The sequence below is a fragment of the Nocardia blacklockiae genome (assembly GCF_015477355.1).
In the GTDB taxonomy this organism is placed as follows: domain Bacteria; phylum Actinomycetota; class Actinomycetes; order Mycobacteriales; family Mycobacteriaceae; genus Nocardia; species Nocardia blacklockiae.
On record NZ_JADLRJ010000005.1, the window covers coordinates 243930 to 264874 of the forward strand.

The following is a 20945-nucleotide window of genomic DNA, read 5'->3' on the forward strand; positions in this document are numbered from 1 at the left end:
GGGCTTCCGGCGGCGAGGGCCTCGCACAGGTTGTGGGGATGAACCGCCGAGGTACGGACGATCGCCGAGGCCGCAGAACACAACCCGAAAAGCACGCATGGTAACCGGGCGGTCCGTGCTAGCGGGCGGTGAGGTCGTCGCAAGACGGCAACGCCGCCCGCTTTGATGTGCGCTAGCTTCCCGACGCCGCGTCCGCGATCGAACGAGCCTCGCGCGCACCGTCTTCCAAGGCCCCGCAGCAGAAGATCACCCAGCCGCCGACGCCCTCCGCTGTGCCGCTGCCGAATCCCGCCGCCGCGTCCAGATAGGCCTGGCGCCGCCGCAGCAGAAAGACCTCGGGCACGCCGAGACTGTGCGGGTCCAGCCCGCTCGACACGGCAACCAGCCTGGACGCCGCCCGCGCGACGATCCCGTCCGCGCTGCCGAACGGACGCAGCGACAGCAGCTCGCCGTGCGCCACGGCCGCCACCACCGGAGCCGGGGCGCTCGACGTCAGCACGGTCTGCGCGAGCAGGTCCAGGCGGTCGGCGACGCCGGCGTCGGCCCGCGGCCGCCCCAACTGTTCCTGATCCGTGACCAGGTCGGCGGCGGCCAGCAGATGCAGCCGGGCGAGCGCCTGCAGCGGTGCGCGCTGCCACACCCCCACCAGGTTCCGCAACGCGTCCCCGTCGAGCGCCTGCCCGACCCGCAGCGACCCGGCGAGAATCGGATCCGCGACATTGCCGTCGGCGGGCAGCTCCGTACTGCCCCCGTCGATCGCCGCCGACGAGCGAGCCGCCCGCACCGCTGCCTCCGCCGCGGTGGTCGGCCAGCCCCGCCGATTCGCCTTGTGCCTGTGCACCTCGGCCAGCGCGTCGCGGGCCCGGTCGGCCGCTTCGCGCACACCCGGCAGGTCTACCAGCGCCTGAAGTACATCGCTCACGAGAGGACACGCTACTCGAGCTGTCCGCCCGGCCCCCGATCGCGACCGTTGAAAGGTCTACTGCACCGCGCGCATCAGATCCCGACCCGGGATAGCGGCCAGCAGCCCCCGCGTGTAGTCGGACGCGGGGTTGTCGAAGACCTCGGTGGTCGCGGCGGCCTCCACCACTTTGCCCTCCCGCATCACCACCACGTCGTCGGCGATCTGCCGGACCACGGCGAGGTCGTGCGTGATGAACAGGTACGACAGCCCCAGCTCGGCCTGTAGTTCGTTGAGCAGGGCCAAGATTTGCGCCTGCACCAGCACATCGAGCGCGGACACCGCCTCGTCGCACACCACCACCTCGGGCGACAGCGCCAGCGCCCGCGCGATGGCCACCCGCTGCCGCTGGCCCCCGGACAGCTCGTTCGGGTAGCGCCGCATCACCGACGCCGGCAGCGACACCTTCTCCAGCAGTTCCCGCACGGTGGCCTCGCACTCCTTCGAGGTGCCGATGCGGTGCGTGCGCAGCGGCTCCTCGATGGTGCGATAGATCGAGTACATGGGGTCCAGCGACCCGTAGGGATCCTGGAACACCGGCTGCACCCGCCGCCGGAACGCCAGCGCGCCCGCCCGGTCCAGCTTCGCCACCTCGCGCCCGTCGAAGGTCACCGACCCCGAGGTCGGCTCCAGCAATCCCAGAACCATTTGCGCGACAGTCGATTTCCCCGATCCCGACTCCCCGACGATCGCGGTGGTGGTGCCGCGCCGCACCCGGAAGGACACGTCGTCGACCGCCGTCAGGCTCGACGACCTCCAAGGCGCGCTCCCCCGGATCTTGAAGACCTTGGTCAGATTCTCCACAACCACCACATCGTCTGTGGCAGTGGCGAATTCGGCTTCCTCCACCGCCAGCTGACCCGCTGCCCGCACGGCCTGCTCGCGCACCTCGGCGCGCTTGCGCACCGACGACAGCCGCTGCGACGCCAGCGACGGCGCGGAATTCACCAGCTTCTTGGTGTAGAGATGCTGCGGCTCACGCAGAATCCGCAGTGCCGGACCGGATTCCACGACGCGGCCGCGGTACATCACCACCAGGTGCTCGGCGCGCTCGGCGGCCAGGCCCAGGTCGTGGGTGATGAGCAGCACCGCGGTGCCCAGCTCGGCGGTGAGCCCGGCGAGGTGGTCGAGAATCTGCCGCTGCACCGTGACGTCCAGCGCCGAGGTGGGCTCGTCCGCGATCAGCAGTTTCGGCCGGCAGGACAGCCCGATCGCGATGAGCGCGCGCTGCCGCATGCCGCCAGAGAATTCGTGCGGATACTGGTTGACCCGTCGATCCGCGTCCGACATCCCCGCCTCGGCCAGCAGCTCCACCACCCGTTCCCGCGCGGCCTTGCCCTTGGCGATGCCGTTGGCCGCCAGCGTTTCCCGGATCTGGAAGCCGACCTTCCACACCGGATTCAGGTTCGACATCGGGTCCTGGGGCACGAATCCGATGCCGCGGCCGCGCACCGCCACGATGTCGCGTTTCGAGGCCGTGGCCAGGTCCTTGCCCTCGAAGAGCACCGACCCGGACGTGATCTTGCCGGTGCCGGGCAGCAGGTCCAGGACGGCGTGCGCCGTGGTCGATTTGCCGGAGCCGGACTCGCCGACGATGGCCACGGTCTGGCCCGGATACACCGACAGGTTCACCCCGCGCACCGCCGGTATCTCCCGGCCGTCGGCGGTGAAGGACACGTTGAGATCGCGTACGTCGAGCAGGGGGTCCATCGCCGTCACCTCTTGCGGGCCTTGGGATCCAGCGCGTCGCGCACCGCGTCGCCCAGCATGATGAAGCTGAGCACGGTGAGCGCCAACGCCGTCGCGGGATAGAACAGGATCGCCGAGGTGCGGATCTCCTTCTGGTCGGCGGCGATGTCCGAACCCCAGGACACGATGGTGCGGGACAGCCCGACCCCGAGATACGACAGCGTCGCCTCGGTGACGATGAAGACCCCGAGCCAGATCGTGGTGATGACGATCAGCGGACCCGCCGCGTTGGGCAGCACGTGCCGCAGCAGGATCCGGAAGCGCGAGACACCCAGAGCCTTTGCCGCCGTGACGTATTCGCTGTTCTTGGCCTGGATGACCGCGCCGCGGGCGATGCGCGCGGCCTGCGGCCAGGTGAACGAGGCCAGGATCAGCATGACCGTGAACACGGTGCGCGAGTCCAGCAGCTGCATGATCACGATGGCGGCCAGCATCAGCGGCAGCGCGAAGAAGATCTCCGCGATGCGCGACACCACCGAATCGAACAGGCCGCCGTAATAGCCTGCGAGCGAACCCAATACGCCGCCGATCAGCACGAACAGCACGGTCGCGCCGAGGCCGGTCACCACCGACGCCCGCGCCCCGTAGACGGTGCGGGCGTAGATGTCGCAGCCCTGCTTGTCGAAGCCGAACGGGTGGCCACCGCCGGGCGGGTCCATGCTGAAATCGCCGCTGCAGTACCGCGGATCCTGATCGGTGAACAGGCCCGGCCACACCACGACCACCAGCACCACGAGGATCAGCAGCGCGGCGACGACGAAGATCGGATTGCGCCGCAGCTGCCGCCAGGCGTCGCGCCACACGCTGGTCGGCGCGGTGGTCTCGTCCAGGCGGTCGGTGGCCAGCACCTCCACCTCGTCCGGCGGCGCCACGAAATGCTCCTGCCCGGGCCGTGTTTCGGGTGCGCCGGTCTGCTCAGGCATAGCGGATCCTCGGGTCGAGCGCGGCGTAGAGCAGGTCGACGATCAGGTTCGAGATCAGGAAGATCACGATCAGCACCGTCACGAAGGCCACCACCGTCGGCGGCTCGCCGCGCGTGATCGCCTGGTAGAGCGTGCCGCCCACGCCGGGGATGTTGAAGATGCCCTCGGTGACGACCGCGCCGCCCATCAGCGCGCCGAGATCCGCGCCGAGGAAGGTGATCACCGGGATCATCGAGTTCCGCAGGATGTGCACGCCGATCACCCGCCGCCGGGTCAGTCCCTTGGCGGTGGCGGTGCGCACGTAGTCGGCGGACATGTTCTCCGCCACCGAGTTTCGGGTCAGCCGCAGCACATAGGCGAACGACAGCGCGCCCAGCACGAACGCCGGAACGAGCAGATCGGTGAAACTCGCCTTGCCCGTGACGGTCACGGGCGCGATGCCCCATTTCACGCCGAGCAGGAACTGCGCGAGGAAACCGAGCACGAAGATCGGCACCGCGATGATGACCAGGCTGAGCACCAGCATCGTGGAGTCGAACAGCTTGCCCTTGCGCAATCCGGCGACCAGACCGAACGCGATGCCGAACACGGCCTCGATCACCACCGCCATGACCGCCAGGCGCAACGTGATCGGGAAGGCCCGCGCCAGCTCGTCCCGCACCGGACGCCCGGAGAACGAGGTGCCGAAATCGAAGGTGACGATGCCCTTCAGATACTCCAGATACTGGATGACGAACGGCTGATCGAGGTGGTAGCGGGCGCGCAGGGTGGCCTCGACCGCCGGGGTCATCGGCCGGTCGCCCGCCAGCGCCCGGATCGGATCACCGGGGATCAGGAACACCATCGCGTAGATCAGCAGCGTCGCTCCGAGGAAGACCGGAATCATCTGGAGCAGCCGCCGCACGACATACCAGGCCATGCGCGCGGCTACTTCTCGATGTTCTCGAAATCGAACAGACCGCTCCAGGCGACCTGCGCGTTCTTCACCTTGTCCGAGCGCCCGGCCGCGACGTCGTAGTCGAAGACGGGGATGTCGGCCATGTCCTTGAACAGCACCTGCTGGGCCTGGGCGACCAGGTCGTAGGCCTGCTCCGGGGTGGGCGCGGCCTGCGCGGCGAACAGCAGGCGGTCGAAGTCGGGGCTGCTGTAGTCGGCGTTGTTGGTGGCCGAGCCGGTGAGGTACAGCGCGGTCAGGAACTCGAACATCGACGGGTAGTCGCCCTGCCAGCCGTAGCGGAACGCCTTGCCGACGGTCTTGGCGTTGATCTCGTCGCGAATGTTCTTGAACGTCGGATACGGCACGCCGACCGCCTCGATGCCCAGCACGTTCTTGACGCTGTTGGCGACGGCCTCGATCCACGCCTGGTGGCCGCCGTCGGAGTTGTAGGCGATCTCGTACCTGCCCGACCACGGCGAGATAGCGTCGGCCTGCGCCCACAGCTTCTTGGCCTCGTCCGGGTTGTATTGCAGCACTTCGGATCCGGGCAGGTTGTCGCGGAAGCCGTCGAGGGTGAAGGCGGTGAAGTCGCGGGCCGGGACGCGGGTGCCGTGGAAGATGTTCTCCGCGATCTGCGGGCGGTTGATCGCCATCGAGATCGCCTTGCGGCGCAGCACGCCCTCCGGCCCGGCGAAGTGCGGGACGTTGGACTGGATGCCGATGTGCTGGCTGTAGGCGATCGGCTTGCTGATCGCGCGGTCGCCGAGGTCCTGCTTGTAGGTGGCCAGGGCGGTGTCGGGGATGACGTCGAGGGCGTCGAGGTTGCCGGCCTGGAGATCGGCGTAGGCGGTGTCGAAGGACTGGTACATCACGAAGCGCAGGCCCTTGTTCTTGGCCGGGCGGCCGCCGTGGTAGGCGGGATTGGGCGTCAGCTCGATCTTGACGTTGTGTTCCCAGCTGTCGAACTTGTAGGGGCCGTTGCCGATCGGCTTCTCGCCGAACGCCTTCATGTCCTGGTAGGCCGATTCGGGCAGCGGATAGAACGGCGCGAAGCCGAGTTCCAGCTCGAAGTCGATGGACGGCTGCTTCAGATCGACGGTGAAGGTGTGGTCGTCGACCACCTTCAGGCCCGACATCGTCTGTGCCTTGGGCGGATTCGCGGTGACGTCGTCGTAGCCGGCGATGGACGAGAAGGCCCAGTTCTGCAACTGGGCGTTGGTGCCGAGGGCGCCGTAGTTCCAGGCGTCGACGAAGGACTTCGCGGTCACCGGCGTGCCGTCGGAAAACGTCCAGTCCGGCTTGATGGTGATGGTGTAGTGCTGCCGGTCGGTGGTGTCGATGGACTGCGCCATCTCGTTGTGCGCCTTGCCGTCCGCGTCGTAGTACTTCAGCCCCGCGAACAGCCGGTCGACCACGCGGCCGCCCATGTTCTCGTTGGTGTTGGTCGGGACCAGCGGGTTCTGCGGCTCCCCGGCGTTGACCGTGACGAGGTCGGTGCCGCTGTCGGAGGAACATCCCGTGAGTGCGAGGCCGGTGGCCAGCAGAGCCGCCGCGGCCAGCGCGGTGATCGTCTTCAGTCTCAACGCAAACTCCCGACTTCAGGAACGGCTGGTGAGTCGGACAGTAGCCACCGCACCGACCGTTGTCAGCGGTTCGCCTCGGGTTTGTTCGCCTTGTTAGCAATCCGGCAACACGGCCGACTCACACGACCGACACAGCGTGACACATTGCACAACGAGTCCGAAATCGGCTGGGCGATGCGATTACCGATGCGCGCCGGCACTGAGCAGTCCGCCGAGTCGGGGTGACAGCGCTGCAACCGTTCGGCACGGACACGCGGGACCCGAACCCGGCCCAGGTCGCGGTCCACTAGGGTCGGAATCGTGGCCGCGGTCACCCCCGGCCGTAGGTGTACGCGAAAGAAGAGACGAGATGACCGATACCGAACACCGGGACGTGTATCCGCCGAGCGCCGAATTCGCCGCCGCCGCGAATGCCGACGCGTCTCTCTACGACCGGGCCGCGGCCGATCGCGAGGCGTTCTGGGCCGAGCAGGCCGGACGGCTGCATTGGCATCAGCCGTGGACGCGTGTATTGGATTGGGACGACGCGCCGTTCGCGCGCTGGTTCGTCGGTGGCGAGTTGAATGTCGCCTACAACTGCGTGGACCGGCACGTGCTCGACGGGCACGGTGAGCAGGTCGCCATCCACTGGGAGGGCGAGCCGGGCGACTCGCGCGCCATCACCTACGCCGAGCTGCTGGCCGAGGTGTCCCAGGCCGCGAACTATTTCACCGAGCTGGGGCTCGAGGCCGGGGATCGGGTGGCTATCTATATGCCGATGGTGCCCGAGGCGATCGTGGCGATGTTGGCGTGTGCGCGTTTGGGTTTGACGCATTCGGTGGTGTTCGCGGGTTTCTCGCCCAGTGCGTTGCGTCAGCGTGTCGACGACGCGGAGGCGCGGTTGGTGGTGACCACCGACGGGCAGTGGCGGCGCGGGAAGGCGGCGCCGTTGAAGGAGGCGGTGGACGAGGCGTTGTACGCGCAGGGCGGCACGCCGTCGAGTGTGGAGCATGTGCTGGTGGTGCGGCGTACCGGGATCGAGGTGCCGTGGACCGAGGGCCGGGACCTGTGGTGGCACGAGACCGTCGGGCAGGCGTCGCCCGAGCACGAGGCACGCGCGTTCGATGCCGAGCATCCGTTGTTCATCCTCTACACCTCCGGCACGACCGGGAAGCCGAAGGGGATCCTGCACACCTCCGGCGGCTACCTCACCCAGACCTCCTACACCCACCACTACGTGTTCGATCACCGGCCGGGGCGGGACGTGTACTGGTGCACCGCCGATATCGGGTGGGTGACCGGGCACAGTTACATCGTGTACGGGCCGTTGTCGAACCGGGTGACGCAGGTGGTGTACGAGGGCACCCCGAATTTCCCCGACGAGCACCGGCATTGGCAGATCGTCGAGAAATACGGTGTCACCCTCTATTACACGGCGCCGACGCTGGTGCGGACGTTCATGAAGTGGGGGCGTGAGATTCCCGCGGCGCATGATCTGTCCAGTATCCGGGTGCTGGGGTCGGTGGGTGAGCCGATCAATCCGGAGGCGTGGCGCTGGTATCGGGAGGTGATCGGCGCGGACACCGCGCCGATCGTGGACACGTGGTGGCAGACCGAGACCGGCGCGATCATGATCTCCCCGCTGCCCGGTGTCACCGCCGCCAAGCCCGGGGCCGCGATGACCCCGCTGCCCGGTATCTCCGCGCGGGTGGTCGACGAGGAAGGCACCACCGTCGAGCGCGGGGAGAGCGAGGCCAACGGGTATCTGGTGCTCGATCAGCCGTGGCCGTCGATGCTGCGCGGTATCTGGGGTGATCCCGACCGCTACCGGGAAACCTATTGGGCGCGTTACGCCGAGCGGGGCTGGTATTTCGCGGGGGACGGCGCGAAGCTCGACACCGACGGCGACCTGTGGGTGCTGGGCCGGGTGGACGATGTGATGAATGTGTCCGGGCATCGGATCTCCACCGCCGAGGTCGAATCCGCGCTGGTCGGGCACTACGGTGTCGCCGAAGCCGCGGTCGTGGGGGCCAGTGACGCCACCACCGGGCAAGGGATCGTCGCGTTCGTCATCCTCACCGGCGAGGCCACCGACACCGGCCAGGACCTGGTCGATGAATTGAAGGCGGAGGTGTCGCGGGAGATCAGCCCGATCGCCCGGCCCCGCGAGATCCACATCGTGCCCGAACTGCCCAAGACCCGCTCCGGCAAGATCATGCGCCGGCTCCTGCGCGATGTGGCCGAGGGCCGCGAGCTCGGCGACACCTCGACCCTGGTCGACCCCAACGTCTTCGAAGCCATCCGAGCACGGCAGACGAACTGGTAGGAGCGCGCACGAAAACAAACTGGGCGGACCCGTTAGAATTGCGTAAGGAGTGCCGGGAAGTCTGGTCGGCGTGTGGTGGGCGCACCGAGCGAGGGATCGGGGTGCGTGTCCGCAGCCCCAGTGCCGCCGACCGAAAGTTGCTTCGTGATCGCAGAACTCCGCTCCGAATTCGCCCGCTTCCTCCGGACCGAGACCGTGGGCGGGGCGCTGCTGCTGGTGTGCGCGGCCGTCGCGCTGCTGTGGGCGAATTCGCCGTGGAGTGACAGTTACTTCACGCTGTCCGGTGCCGACCTCCCGATTCCGCCGCTGCATCTGGACCTGACGCTCGCGGACTGGGTGAAGGACGGTCTGCTGGCGATCTTCTTCTTCGTCGCGGGCCTGGAACTCAAACGCGAACTCGTGGTCGGCGAACTCGCCGACCGCAAACGCGCCGCCCTGCCGATCGTCGCCGCGGTCGGCGGCGTGGTGCTGCCGGCGATCATCGCGTCGGCGATCGGCTTCGGCATCGACGGCATGGAACGCGGCTGGGCGATTTCGGTCGCCACCGACATCGCCTTCGCGCTGGCCGTACTCGCGCTGACCGGGTCGAGGATCCCGGCCACCGCGCGGGTGTTCCTGCTGAGCCTGGCGGTCGTCGACGACCTGATCGCGATCGTGCTGATCGCCATCCTGTTCACCACCTCGGTCGCGATCTGGTGGCTGCTCGGCGCGGTGGCCTGCTTCCTCGCCTGGGCACTGGCCCAGCGGCTCCGGCTGCGGTCCCCGCTGATCTATGTGCCGCTCGCCCTGGTGGCCTGGTATGCGTTGCACGAGGCGGGAATTCACCCGACGCTGGCCGGTGTGCTGTGCGGTCTGCTGACCCGCGTCCGCCCGGACGCCGACGAGGACCAGGCTCCGGCCGCGCGGCTCGAGCACCTGTTCCAGCCGATCTCGGCGGGTCTGTGCGTGCCGCTGTTCGCGCTGTTCGCGTCGGGAGTTCCGTTGTCGGGCAAGGTGTTCGGCGAACTGTTCACCGATCGGCTGGCCCTGGCGATCATCGTCGGCCTGCTGGCCGGGAAGACCATCGGGCTGTTCGGCACGAGCTGGGTCGCGATCCGGCTCGGAATCGCCGAGCGGCCCGCCGGTCTCGGCAACCGCGACATGTTCGCCCTGTCGGTACTGGGCGCGATCGGCTTCACCGTTAGCCTCTTGGTGGCAGAACTCGCGTTGGCGGACGATGTCGCCGCCGCCGAACTGGCGAAAGCAGCCGTGTTGCTGACGTCAATGGCGGCTTCCCTGATCGGTTCGGCGCTACTGTTGCGACGGGGCCGCGCTCATCAGGCGCGACGGCACGCCGACGCGGCCGCACACGTGTAGGGCCGGACAGCACCGGGACATGAGAAGGGTCGAGCATTGAGCGTCACAAACGGCGGTAACGGTAACGACGGGGGCCGCAACCGGACCATCACCGCTATTCCGCTCTCCGAGGTCGATACGACCGGCAACGCCAGCATCGGTGATCTGGTGCGCGACGCCGCCGAGCAGATGTCGACCCTGGTCCGTGCCGAGGTGGCGCTGGCCAAGGCGGAGGTGACCGGCGAGATCCGCAAGGGCCTGCAGGGCAGCGTGTATTTCATTCTGGCGCTGACCATCCTGCTGTTCTCCTCGTTCTTCTTTTTCTTCTTCCTCGCCGAACTGCTCGACGTCTGGCTGTACCGGTGGGCGGCGTTCCTGATCGTGTTCGCCCTGATGGTGGTGGCGGTCGCGCTGTTCGCCTTCCTCGGGTATCGCAAGGTGCGCAAGCTGCGGGCGCCGGAGAAGACGATCGAGTCGCTGAAGGAGACCCGCTCGGTGCTGCCGCAGGGTCTCGGCTCGCACGCCGAGCCCGCCACGCTCGAGGTCGCCGCGACCTCGGCCGATCGATCGGACCGGTAGTCCCGGCGACTACGCTCTATCGGCGTGTCGTCGAATCCGAGTCCGGATCCGTCCATCGTCCGTTACGACGGACCGTGGGCCCATAAGGACGTGCATGCCAACGGCATCCGGTTCCACGTCGTCGAGGCGGAGCCGGCGCGGCGCGGCGTCGTGCCGGACCCGCCGCTGGTGGTGCTGCTGCACGGCTTCGCCGACTTCTGGTGGTCGTGGCGGCACCAGCTGACCGGGCTGGCCGAGCAGGGCTTCCGGGCGGTCGCGGTCGACCTGCGCGGCTACGGCGATTCCGACAAACCGCCGCGCGGCTACGACGGCTGGACGCTGGCCGGCGACGTGGCCGGACTCATCCGCGCGCTCGGCCACACCGAGGCCACCCTGGTCGGGCACGCCGAGGGCGGACTGGTCTGCTGGGCGACCGCGGTGCTGCATCCGCGGCTGGTGCGGTCCATCGCGCTGATCGGGTCGCCGCATCCGGTCGCGCTCAAGCAGGCCGTGCTGCGCGACGGGCGGCAGCGCTCGGCCTGGCTGCCGAACTTCCTGCGCTATCAGCCGCCGCGCTACGGCGAGCGCCTGCTGACCGTCAACGACGGCTACGAGGTGGAGCGGCTGCTGCGGCAGCGGGCGGGCGCGCACTGGACGAATACCGCCGACTTCGTCGACACCGCGCGGCGCATGCGCGCGGCGATCCGCATCTCCGGCGCCGCGCACTGCGCGCTGGAGTATCAGCGCTGGGCGTTCCGCAGCCAGTGGCGTCCCGACGGCGCGCGCTTCATGGCGGCGATGCGCGAGCCGGTGCGGGTGCCGGTGTTGTCGCTGCACGGCGGCGGCGACCGCTACATCCTCGAGGCCACCGTGCGGCGCGAGCACCGGCTCGCGCCCGATCGCCGGGTGGTCGAGATTCCCGGCGTGGGCCACTTCGCGCATCAGGAGGATCCGGACGCGGTTACGGCGGAGCTGACGAAGCTGCTGGGCTGACAAGTTGACTTGGAGTCGACTCCAGGTTCTACGGTTCTCGGTGTTCACCATCGCATCGCCGCCGCGCGCGGCACCAGGAGAGGACACCTCATGGCCGACGACGCCGCCGAGACCCGTGACCAGCGTTTCGAGCGCGGGCTGGAGATTCTGACCCGCATCGACGGCGAGGCGGGACAGCGGGTGATCGACTCGCTGTCCGACATCTCCCCCGAACTCGGGCACCAGATCGTGGCGTGGGGATTCGGAGAGATCTATCAGCGGCCCGCGCTGCCGCCGCGCGACCGCCAGCTGGTCACCCTCGGCATGCTCACCGCGCTGGGCGGCGCCGAGCCGCAGCTCGAGGTGCACATCAACGCGGCGCTCAACGTCGGCCTGACGCCCGCGCAGATCACCGAGGCGTTCCTGCACGCCGCCGGGTACTGCGGCTTCCCGCGCGCGCTGAACGCGACGTTCGTCGCCAAGAAGGTGTTCGGCGAGCGCGGGCTGCTGCCGGTCGAGCCGGACCCGGAAGGCTAACTCAGCACGCACTCCCCGGTCGGGACCTGCGCGCTCGCCGACTCCGCGGAATCCAGCGCGGTGCGGATCTCGTTGAGGGTGAGCGCGTACCCGGTGTCCTCGTCGACCACGGCCGCGCCGAAGACCAGTCCGAGCACCTGGCCGTCCGTATCCACCAGCGGCCCACCGGAATTGCCCGCCCGCACCCGGCCGCGCACGGTGTAGACCTCGCGCTCGACCGTGCCGGTCTTGTAGATGTCCGGTCCGGTCAGCTCGAGGGTCTCGCGCACGCGCGCGGCACTGGCCGTGTACGGGCCGCCGCCCGGATAGCCGAGCACGATCGAACTCTGGCCCGACTTGGCGGCCTCCGGCGCCAGCGGGATCACCGGCGCGTTCAACCCCGGCACCGCGAGTACGGCCACGTCCTTGGACGGATCGAACAGCACCACGGTGGCGTCCAGCGCGCCGCGCGCGGTGTCGACCTGGACCGTGTTGGTGCCGGCGACCACGTGCGCGTTGGTCATCACCCGCTCGGGCGCCACCACGAAGCCCGAACCCTCCAGCGCGCGTTGGCAACTCGGCGCGACGCCGCGGATGCGCAGCACGCTGTGCTGCAGGTTCAGCGCGACCGGGCTGTCCAGCACGGTCGGGTCGGGCGGTTCCACCGCGGCGATCGGCGCCCGGCCGAACGGGCCGATGACGTCCGGCAGCCCGGAGGTGTTGAGCAGCTTGGAGAACTCGTTGGGCAAGCGGCGCAACCAGTTCGGCGCGACCTCGTTGACGTCGGAGAGCACCCGCGAGCCGTTCACCGCGGCCGCGATCGCCGGCTGCGACGACGACGCCAGCGGCAGCGCCAGCAGCCACGCGGTGACCAGCACGGCGACGGTCTGCAGCGCCGCGCCCACCACGCTGTCGACGCTGCGGGTGAACGGATGCCGCATCCCGCTGCGCGCCGCGCGGCCGAGCACCATGCCGGCCACCTCGCCGATGATCACCAGCGCGACGATCAGCACGACGCCGACGAGCACCCGTTTGCGGCCCTCGCTGATGTGGATCAGGATGTGCGGCGCGATCAGTATGCCGGCGACCGCGCCCAGCACCACGCCGAGAAAGGCGAGAGCGGACGCGACCGCGCCCTGCCGCCACCCCGAGGAGGCGGCGAGCAGCGCGATGATCACTACCGCGATGTCGAGCCAGGCCGACGAACTCATAACGTCATCCCCACTGCCGCGAGCGAGGCCTGCAGATCACGCACATCGTGGTGATCCCAGTCCCGCTCCCATCCCGAAACCGCCAGCAGTCCGGCCAGGACACCGGCGGTGAAACCCCAGACGAGCATGCCGTCGACGGCGAACGCCGGGCCCATGTACCCCAGCGGATGCCGCACGACGAACCGATTGGCCGGGTCGATCAGTTCCGCGATCGGCACCCGCACCACGCGCGTGGCCTCGGCCTCGCTGACCACGCCGACTGTGCCCGGCGTGCGCCAGTACGCGAGCACCGGGGTGACGTCGAACCGCGAGGGCGGCACGAAGATCTTGGGTAGCACCGCGATCGGCTCGACACCGGCCGGGTCCAGCCCCGTCTCCTCCTGCGCCTCGCGCAGCGCGGTGGCGATCGGGCCGCTGTCCGCGGGCTCGACGCCGCCGCCGGGGAACGCTACCTGCCCGCTGTGCTGGCGCAAAGTGGCCGCCCGCTGGGTCAGCAGCACGTCCGCGTCCGCGGGCAGTCCGCCCGGCGCCCGCGAATCCGGTTCGGGCGCACCGCCGAACAACACCAGCACGGCCGCCTGCCGCGGGCGCAGCGCCGCCGCGACCAGCTTCCCGGCGGACCGGTTCAGCACCTGGTTGACCCCGGTCGGGTCGGCGGGCTTGCGCTCGACCACACCGCGCAACCAGGCCGGGATGTCGTCGGTCACCAATTCCGGTCTCGCGCCGGGCTCACTCTCACGGTCGTGCACGCTGCCTCCTCCCGCCCCGATCCTCATCCTGTCCGCGCCGCGCGCGGCACGGCCACCGGCCACCGGCGCACCGGTTCGGCGCGCCGCTCGGACAGTAATGCGCCGGACCGGTACTCGCGCGTCGCAACCCCCGCGCGGGCACCGCTCGCACCCGCACGCCGTACCGATTCGACCACGGTCCCGCCCGCGCGAGCGAGTCGGGCGGCGCGCCGAGCCCGTTCCGGAGTCGCGCGCCGGGCCGCATCCCACCCCGGCCATCGCCATTCGCTCAGCGGCCGTCGCGGAATCGAGGTGGTGGTTCGCGCTTGTGCGAGAGGCCGTCCGCCGCGAGTGGGACGCGCGTTCGCTCACGCGCCGGCTCCCAGTTCGCCGGCGACCGCCGACGCGATGTCGTCGGCGCTGTCGAACGGGCGGACCAGGACCTTCGCGACCGAGCCGTCGGGGCGAATCAGGATCGAGACGGGTAGCACGGCAGGTGCGCCGACCGCGGTGCGCACGCGGGCGTCACCGTCCTGCACGCCGGGCAGGTGGACGTCGAGGTCGCGCAGGCGGGCCAGCGCCTTGGCCTCGTCGGGATCGCTGTGCGCGGTGACGACGGTGATCGCGCCGGGGCGAGCGGCGTACTGCTGGAGCGCGGGCAGTTCCCGGGCGCACGGCTCGCACCAGTACGCCCACAGGTTCACCAGGGCGGGCCGACCGGCAAGGGCCGCACCGAGGTCCAGTGGACGGCCGTCCCGCAGACATCCGACGGTGATCCCCGCCAGCGGGCCCGTCGCGGGAGCGGGCGGTGACTGCGGTGATCGCGCGGGACATTCGGGCAGCGCGGCGGCGGCGCGTTGGCCCTCCGACGCGGGCGCGGAACCACCCCGTACCGCTGTCGCGGTAGTCGACGGCGACGCCCCGTGCTCGCGCGGCCAGAGCGCGACGGCCAGCGCGACGACGGCGATCAGCGCCACCAGAGTCCAGCGCCAAGCCGCCGGAATCGACCTCACCGGCCCACCAGTTCCAGCAGGTGTTCGGCCTCGGGGCCCTTGATCAGGGCGGCGGCGGTCGCGGGGTCGGTGGGGCCGGCGCCGAACGACGGGCAGTCGTTGGCCAGCACGCAGGCGCCGCAGGCCGGTTTGCGGGCGTGGCACACCCGGCGACCGTGGAAGATCACCCGGTGCGAGAGCATCGTCCACTCCTTGCGCTCGATCAGCTCGCCCACGGCGTGCTCGACCTTCACCGGGTCTTCCTCGGTGGTCCAGCCCCAGCGCCGCACCAGGCGGCCGAAGTGCGTGTCCACGGTGATGCCCGGTACGTCGAAGGCGTTGCCCAGGATGACGTTCGCGGTCTTGCGGCCGATGCCGGGCAGGCGCACCAGCTCGTCGAGCGTGTGCGGCAGCACGCCCTCGTACTGCTCGGTCAGCGCCTGACCGAGGCCGATCAGCGAGGTGGTCTTGTTGCGGTAGAAGCCGGTGGGCCGGATGTACTCCTCCAGCTCCACGCGGTCGGCCTCGGCGTAGTCGCGGGCGGAGCGGTAGCGCGCGAACAGGGCCGGCGTCGTCTGATTCACCCGGACGTCGGTGCACTGCGCGGAGAGGATGGTCGCGACCGCCAGCTCGAGCGGGGTGGTGAAATCCAACTCACAGTGCGCGTTCGGGAACGCCAGGGCGAGGGCGCGATTCATCCGGCGGGCGCGGCGCACCCGGCCCAGCTGGGTCTCCTTCGCGAACTTGCGCGCCTGCGAGCCACCAGGCTTCTTACCGCGGACCGGCTTGCCGTCGGCGGCCGCGACATCCGTATCGGGAGCGGGCGCGGACACGGTGGATCGGGGTTCACGCACGGGTCCACCATACGGAACCCCACCGACGAGGAAGCGGCCGTGCGGACCCGCCGTGTTCCATCTGAGACCTATTCCGTGTTTACTCACGGTTATGCAAGGACTTGCTGTAGTGCTCTTCCCGGTACTGCTGATGCTGTTCGCGCTGTTCATGGAACGCGTCGAAAACCGGCTTCGCAAACTGCTCGAACCGGAGGAAGAGGTCCAGCAGTACCTGGATCGAGCCAGCAATGCCGAGGTCAACGAGCTCGCCAAGCTCGGTGTCCCCGCCGCCGCGGCCCATTCCGGCCGCCGACGCGCCCGTGGCGACGAATTGGATGTCGCGCAGGCCAGCTGAGGCCGCGACAACCCCAACCGCACCCCGTTCGCGCGGTGATTCCGGGAACCAATCCCGCGCCGCGTGCGTTTCACAGACCGTTCGTTACGTGGTGTCTGTCACTACGCTGCGCGAACGCAAAGTAGACTGCACTGTCGGCCGAAGCGCTTCGGTCCAGGACAGAGCCAATCCCATAAGGAGCACATTCGTGGACGAGGCCCTCGCCAGAGCAGGCATCTTCCAAGGCGTCGAGCCCACCGCGGTGGCGGCTCTCGCCAAACAGCTTCAGCCCGTGGACTTCCCGCGCGGCCATGTCATCTTCAACGAGGGCGAACCCGGCGACCGGTTGTACATCATCACGTCGGGCAAGGTGAAGATCGGCCGCCGCTCCCCCGACGGCCGGGAGAACCTGCTGACCATCATGGGCCCGTCGGACATGTTCGGTGAGCTGTCGATCTTCGACCCGGGTCCGCGCACCTCGACCGCCACCACGGTGACCGAGGTCCGCGCCGTCACGATGGATCGCGACGCGCTGAAGTCGTGGATAGACCAGCGCCCCGAGATCGCCGAGCAGTTGCTGCGGGTGCTCGCCCGCAGGCTGCGCCGCACCAACAACAACCTGGCCGACCTCATCTTCACCGATGTCCCCGGTCGCGTGGCCAAGGCGCTGCTGCAGCTCGCGCAGCGGTTCGGCACCCAGGAGGCCGGTGCCCTGCGCGTGACCCACGACCTCACCCAGGAGGAGATCGCCCAGCTGGTCGGCGCCTCCCGCGAGACCGTGAACAAGGCGCTCGCCGACTTCGCGCACCGCGGCTGGCTGCGGCTCGAGGGCAAGAGCGTGCTGATCTCCGACTCGGAGCGACTGGCCCGCCGGGCGCGCTAGTCGGCCCGACGCAGATAGGCCAGCTGGGCCTTGACCGAACTGCGCGCGGCGGGCCACAGCCGCTTGTCCACGTCGGCGTAGACCTTCGCGACCACCTGTAGCGGCTTGGCGTCCGGCCCGAGTTCGGCCAGCGCCTGCCGCACCTGGTCCAGGCGTTCGCGCCGGTGCCGGATGTAGTAGTCGATCACGGGCCCGGCCTCGGGATGATCCGGGCCGTGCGCGGGCAGCAACGCCCGGCCGGGCGCGACCTCGGCCAGCCGGTCCAGGGATGCCAGATAGTCGCCGAGCGCGCCGTCGCGCGACTCCAGCACCGTGGTGCCGCTGCCGAGCACGGTGTCGCCGGTGAGCACGGCATCGTCGAGCAGGAACGAGACCGAGTCGGTGGTGTGGCCGGGCGTGGCCAGCACGGTCAGCCGCAGCCCCGCGGCCTCGACGACCTCGCCGTCGGTCAGGGTCGACGTGGCGTCGCGCAGGAAACGCTCATCGTGCGCGCGGACCGCGGTCCCGGTCAGCTTCACCAGCCGGTCGATGCCGCCGGTGTGATCGTGGTGGTGATGGGTGACCAGGGTCAGCGCGATCTCGCCGTCGGTGGCGCGCGCGATCGCCTCGACGTGCGACCGATCCTTGGGCCCCGGGTCGATCACGACACAGTCGGATCTCCCCGGGGCACGCAGAATCCAGGTGTTGGTGCCCTGCAACGTCATTCGGTTCGGGTTGTTCGCGAGCAGCACGGCGGCGGTCGGCGTCACCGGCCGCAATTGCCCGTACGCGGGGTGAGTGAGGGTCATGTGCTGTCCTAACGCCCTGTGCTGCAACGAACTTCCGTGCCGGATTCCTTACCGCACCTTACGACCTAGCGCACCTCGGCGATGAGCTCCACCTCGACCGGGGTGTTCTTCGGCAGCTCGAACACGCCCACCGCGGAGCGGGCGTGCACCCCGGCATCGCCGAACACCGCGCCGAGCAGCTCCGACGCGCCGTTGATCACCAGCGGCTGCTCGTTGAATCCGGGCGCGGAGGCGACGAAACCCACCACCTTCACGATGCGCACCACCTCGTCGAGACCGACCAGGTCGTGCACGGCCGCCAGCGCGTTCAGCGCACACCACTTGGCGGCCTCCTTCGCCTGCTCGGGGCTCACCTCCGCGCCGACCTTGCCGGTCACCGACAGCTCACCGCCGACGAACGGCAACTGACCCGAGGTGTACACGTACGAGCCCGTGCGCAGCGCCGGGATGTAGGCGCCGGCCGGCGCCGCCACGCCGGGCAGCTCCAGCCCGAGTCGCTCGAGGTTCTCGCGCCAGGCCGTCATCAGCTCTTCGCTCGCTTCAGGTAGGCGACGTGCTGCTCGCCGGTCGGGCCGGGCAGCACCGTGACCAGTTCCCAGCCGTCGCTGCCCCACTGGTCGAGGATCTGCTTGGTCGCATGCGTCAGCAGCGGAACGGTCGCGTATTCCCACACGGTCACATCACTCATGCGGCGAGCTTATTCTTTTGGCGCCGCCTGCGGCGTCGCGGGTTCGCGGCCCCTTTGGGCCGGGTCTTCCCTCCTCCGCTCCTCCGCTTCGCTCCCCCGCTCCGTCAGTCCAGACCCGGCCGGGGCCGCGAACTTGGGGGTGGGCCAATTTTGGAAGGTGGGCTGGGTAGTCGTGCGGGCGTTGTGTTCGTGGGCTGTGTAGTCGTGCGGGCGTTGTTCGTGGGGTGGGTGAGTTGTGTTGATCGTTTGTGGTGTACCAGACAGCGGGTGGAGTCTGTAGCAGGTGTTTCGGCGCGGGCTATAGGCTCGCGGACGTGGGAGTACCGACAGCGGTGCCCGTTTCGACGGAATCGGGACTGAAATCAGGGTGGCCGGAGCGGGCGGACAAGGCCCGTCTGCACTACGTCTCCGGCAAGGGTGGGACGGGCAAGTCCACGGTCTCCGCGGCATTGGCACTGGCGCTGGCGGCGGGGGGCCGCCGGGTGCTGCTGGTGGAGGTGGAGGGCCGGCAGTCGATCGCGCAGCTGTTCGATCTGCCGCCGCTGCCGCCCACCGAGACGAAGATCGCGACCGCCGACGGCGGCGGCGAGGTGATGGCGCTGGCCCTCGACATCGAGCACGCCTTCCTCGAATACCTCGACATGTTCTACAACCTCGGCTTCGCGGGGCGGGCGATGCGCCGGATGGGGGCCATCGAGTTCGTCACGACCATCGCGCCGGGTCTGCGCGACGTGATACTGACCGGCAAGATCAAGGAGTGCGCGGTCCGCACGGACAAGTCGGGGCGGCACGTCTACGACGAGATCGTCATCGACGCCCCGCCGACCGGCCGCATCGCCGGCTTCCTGGATGTCACCAAGGCCATGGCCGAGGTCGCCAAGGGCGGGCCCATCGCGGCGCAGGCCGAGGGCGTGTCCAAGCTGCTGCACTCCGACCAGACCGTCGTGCACCTGGTCACCCTGCTCGAGGCGCTGCCGGTGCAGGAGACCGCCGACGCCATCGCGGAGCTGACCGAATCGGAGTTCCGCGTCGGCACCGTGATCGTCAACCGCGCCACCGAGGGCTATCTGGCCCCGGCGCTGCGCGCGCGGGCGGCCGCCGGCGACATCGACACCGACGCCCTGCGCGCCGGACTCGCGGAGGCCGGAATCACGCTGTCCGACACCGAGTTCCAGGGCCTGCTCCGGGAGACCGTCGAGCATTCGGCAACTCTGCGGGCCCAGGACGACAGCTCCTCGGAACTGGCCAAGGTCGACCCGGCCCGGCTGTACCTGCCCGCGCTGCCGGACGGAATGGACCTGGGCGGGCTCTACGAACTGGCCGATCAGCTGAGCGCACAGGGAGTCCGGTGATGAACCTACCCAGCACCGTCGTACCGCTGGACATCGCGCGCATCATCGACGACCGCACCACCCGGGTGGTGGTGTGCTGCGGCTCCGGCGGCGTCGGCAAGACCACCACGGCGGCGGCGATCGCCCTGCGGGCCGCCGAACGCGGCCGCAAAGTGGTGGTGCTGACCATCGATCCGGCGCGGCGGCTCGCGCAGTCGCTCGGCGTCAGCGATCTCGGCAACGTCCCGCAGCGGGTCGAACTCGGGCCGGACGCGACCGGCGAGCTGTACGCGATGATGCTGAACATGCGCCGCACCTTCGACGAGATGGTGCTCGAGCACACCAGCCCGGAGAAGGCCGAGCAGATCTTCGCCAACCCCTTCTATCAGACGGTCGCCTCCTCCTTCGGCGGTACGCAGGAGTACATGGCGATGGAGAAGCTGGGTCAGCTCGCGGGCAAGAAGCAGTGGGATCTGATCGTCGTCGACACCCCGCCGTCGCGGAACGCGCTGGATTTCCTCGACGCGCCCAAACGTCTCGGAAACTTCCTCAACGGCAGGATGATTCGCGTGATCATGGCCCCGGGGCGCGGCGTGGGCCGGTTCGTCACCGGCGCGATGAGCCTGGCCGTGCGTGGTGTGTCGACCGTGGTGGGCGGGCAGATGCTCAAGGACGCGTCGCTGTTCCTGCAGTCGCTGGAGTCGATGTTCGGCGGCTTCCAGGACCGGGCCAACCGCACCTACGAGATGCTGTCGCGGCCGGGCACCCACTTCCTGGTGGTGGCCGCCGCGGAACCGGACGCGCTGCGCGAGGCCTCGTTCTTCGTCGACCGGCTCTCGACCGATCACATGCCGCTGGCGGGCTTGGTGCTCAACCGGATTCATCCCGTGCACTGCGCGCTGTCGGCCGAGACCGCGCTGGCCGCCGCCGACCGGCTGGCGCCCGGCGCCGCGACCACGGCTGACGGAACCACCGCGACCGGAACCGGCACCGACTCCACCGACGATGCTGCCGCCGCCGCACCGACCGGCAGCGCCGCGGAGCCCGCCGATGTCGACCCGTCCGCGCTGGCCGCGGACGTACTGCGGATCCACGCCCACCGGGCGATCACCGCCAAGCGGGAACAGCATCTGCTGCACCGGTTCACCGGGGCGCACCCCCGGGTGCCGATCGTCGCGGTCACGGCGCTGCCGTTCGAGGTCTCGGACCTCGAGGCGTTGCGTGCCGTCGGCGATCAGCTGACCGACCCGAGTGCGGCGGCCTGACTCCCGGCCGAACGCACCCGGCGAACCGGGGACGAAAACGGTCCGAGCCCGCA

At 69.5% G+C, this 20945-nt stretch carries 21 protein-coding genes; 9 read left to right on the forward strand and 12 right to left on the reverse strand.

Annotated elements, in window-relative coordinates; genetic code table 11:
* Nucleotides 1-172 precede the first annotated feature (172 nt).
* From IU476_RS17390 to IU476_RS17410, 5 genes are read right to left on the reverse strand one after another with little or no spacing between them, the layout of a single operon-like run.
* Nucleotides 173-922 (reverse strand): Fic family protein, encoded by a 750-nt coding sequence (locus IU476_RS17390; RefSeq protein ID WP_195101387.1) that lies wholly within the window; start codon nucleotides 920-922, stop codon nucleotides 173-175.
* Nucleotides 923-979: 57 nt separating this feature from the next.
* Nucleotides 980-2671: a dipeptide ABC transporter ATP-binding protein gene (locus IU476_RS17395; protein ID WP_195101389.1), complete on the reverse strand. Its 1692-nt coding sequence runs from the start codon at nucleotides 2669-2671 to the stop codon at nucleotides 980-982.
* A 5-nt stretch (nucleotides 2672-2676) separates the two neighbouring features.
* Nucleotides 2677-3633, reverse strand: a complete 957-nt coding sequence (locus IU476_RS17400) for an ABC transporter permease (RefSeq protein WP_195101391.1) — start codon at nucleotides 3631-3633, stop codon at nucleotides 2677-2679.
* On the reverse strand, nucleotides 3626-4552 hold the full coding sequence (locus IU476_RS17405; RefSeq protein WP_195101393.1) for an ABC transporter permease: 927 nt from the start codon (nucleotides 4550-4552) through the stop codon (nucleotides 3626-3628). Before IU476_RS17405 ends, IU476_RS17400 begins: the two co-directional genes overlap by 8 nt.
* An 8-nt stretch (nucleotides 4553-4560) precedes the next feature.
* Entirely contained in the window at nucleotides 4561-6153 is a 1593-nt protein-coding gene (locus IU476_RS17410) for a peptide ABC transporter substrate-binding protein (RefSeq protein WP_228823813.1), read from the reverse strand.
* Nucleotides 6154-6502: 349 nt separating this feature from the next.
* Between IU476_RS17410 and acs the strand changes: the two genes are divergently transcribed.
* The 5 genes from acs (at nucleotide 6503) to IU476_RS17435 (ending at nucleotide 11860) form a co-directional block, all read left to right on the forward strand.
* Nucleotides 6503-8458, forward strand: coding sequence for an acetate--CoA ligase (gene acs, locus IU476_RS17415; protein ID WP_195101395.1), 1956 nt, complete (start codon nucleotides 6503-6505; stop codon nucleotides 8456-8458).
* Nucleotides 8459-8602: 144 nt separating this feature from the next.
* The gene (nhaA, locus tag IU476_RS17420; protein WP_195101397.1) at nucleotides 8603-9814 is read left to right on the forward strand and encodes a Na+/H+ antiporter NhaA; all 1212 of its coding nucleotides are present in this window, start codon (nucleotides 8603-8605) and stop codon (nucleotides 9812-9814) included.
* A 36-nt stretch (nucleotides 9815-9850) separates the two neighbouring features.
* Nucleotides 9851-10372, forward strand: coding sequence for a phage holin family protein (locus tag IU476_RS17425; protein WP_195101399.1), 522 nt, complete (start codon nucleotides 9851-9853; stop codon nucleotides 10370-10372).
* A 24-nt stretch (nucleotides 10373-10396) separates the two neighbouring features.
* A complete protein-coding gene (locus IU476_RS17430; protein WP_195101401.1) occupies nucleotides 10397-11344 on the forward strand; it encodes an alpha/beta fold hydrolase in 948 nt (315 codons plus the stop codon).
* A gap of 90 nt (nucleotides 11345-11434) precedes the next feature.
* The gene (locus IU476_RS17435; RefSeq protein WP_195101403.1) at nucleotides 11435-11860 is read left to right on the forward strand and encodes a carboxymuconolactone decarboxylase family protein; all 426 of its coding nucleotides are present in this window, start codon (nucleotides 11435-11437) and stop codon (nucleotides 11858-11860) included.
* On the opposite strand, the gene IU476_RS17440 is transcribed toward IU476_RS17435, so the two are convergent.
* The 4 genes from IU476_RS17440 to nth all read right to left on the reverse strand — a co-directional run bounded on the left by IU476_RS17440 (nucleotide 11857) and on the right by nth (nucleotide 15468).
* Nucleotides 11857-13050, reverse strand: coding sequence for a MarP family serine protease (locus IU476_RS17440; protein ID WP_195101405.1), 1194 nt, complete (start codon nucleotides 13048-13050; stop codon nucleotides 11857-11859). The two genes, IU476_RS17435 and IU476_RS17440, sit on opposite strands and share 4 nt — an antisense overlap.
* Complete coding sequence (locus IU476_RS17445; protein WP_438944033.1) at nucleotides 13047-13820, reverse strand: NUDIX hydrolase; 774 nt, start codon at nucleotides 13818-13820, stop codon at nucleotides 13047-13049. The genes IU476_RS17440 and IU476_RS17445 overlap by 4 nt, the downstream gene beginning before the upstream one ends.
* Before the next feature lie 326 nt (nucleotides 13821-14146).
* Nucleotides 14147-14791: a redoxin family protein gene (locus IU476_RS17450; RefSeq protein WP_438944025.1), complete on the reverse strand. Its 645-nt coding sequence runs from the start codon at nucleotides 14789-14791 to the stop codon at nucleotides 14147-14149.
* Nucleotides 14788-15468, reverse strand: a complete 681-nt coding sequence (gene nth / locus IU476_RS17455; RefSeq protein WP_195102016.1) for an endonuclease III — start codon at nucleotides 15466-15468, stop codon at nucleotides 14788-14790. The genes IU476_RS17450 and nth overlap by 4 nt, the downstream gene beginning before the upstream one ends.
* Before the next feature lie 247 nt (nucleotides 15469-15715).
* Here nth and IU476_RS17460 point away from each other — a divergent pair, with 247 nt between their 5' ends.
* Complete coding sequence (locus IU476_RS17460) at nucleotides 15716-15958, forward strand: hypothetical protein (protein WP_187686278.1); 243 nt, start codon at nucleotides 15716-15718, stop codon at nucleotides 15956-15958.
* Between the two features lie 187 nt (nucleotides 15959-16145).
* Nucleotides 16146-16820, forward strand: a complete 675-nt coding sequence (locus tag IU476_RS17465) for a Crp/Fnr family transcriptional regulator (protein WP_011206875.1) — start codon at nucleotides 16146-16148, stop codon at nucleotides 16818-16820.
* Here IU476_RS17465 and IU476_RS17470 read toward each other — a convergent pair.
* From IU476_RS17470 to sp36, 3 genes are all read right to left on the reverse strand, one after another.
* Complete coding sequence (locus IU476_RS17470; RefSeq protein ID WP_195101409.1) at nucleotides 16817-17608, reverse strand: MBL fold metallo-hydrolase; 792 nt, start codon at nucleotides 17606-17608, stop codon at nucleotides 16817-16819. The two genes, IU476_RS17465 and IU476_RS17470, sit on opposite strands and share 4 nt — an antisense overlap.
* A gap of 65 nt (nucleotides 17609-17673) precedes the next feature.
* Nucleotides 17674-18132, reverse strand: a complete 459-nt coding sequence (locus tag IU476_RS17475) for a RidA family protein (RefSeq protein ID WP_195101411.1) — start codon at nucleotides 18130-18132, stop codon at nucleotides 17674-17676.
* Complete coding sequence (gene sp36, locus IU476_RS17480; protein WP_195101413.1) at nucleotides 18132-18296, reverse strand: Sp36 family protein; 165 nt, start codon at nucleotides 18294-18296, stop codon at nucleotides 18132-18134. The genes IU476_RS17475 and sp36 overlap by 1 nt, the downstream gene beginning before the upstream one ends.
* A gap of 332 nt (nucleotides 18297-18628) precedes the next feature.
* Between sp36 and bagA the strand changes: the two genes are divergently transcribed.
* The gene (gene bagA, locus IU476_RS17485; protein ID WP_195102018.1) at nucleotides 18629-19648 is read left to right on the forward strand and encodes an ATPase BagA; all 1020 of its coding nucleotides are present in this window, start codon (nucleotides 18629-18631) and stop codon (nucleotides 19646-19648) included.
* Complete coding sequence (gene bagB / locus IU476_RS17490) at nucleotides 19648-20892, forward strand: ATPase BagB (RefSeq protein ID WP_195101414.1); 1245 nt, start codon at nucleotides 19648-19650, stop codon at nucleotides 20890-20892. Before bagA ends, bagB begins: the two co-directional genes overlap by 1 nt.
* Nucleotides 20893-20945 lie beyond the last annotated feature (53 nt).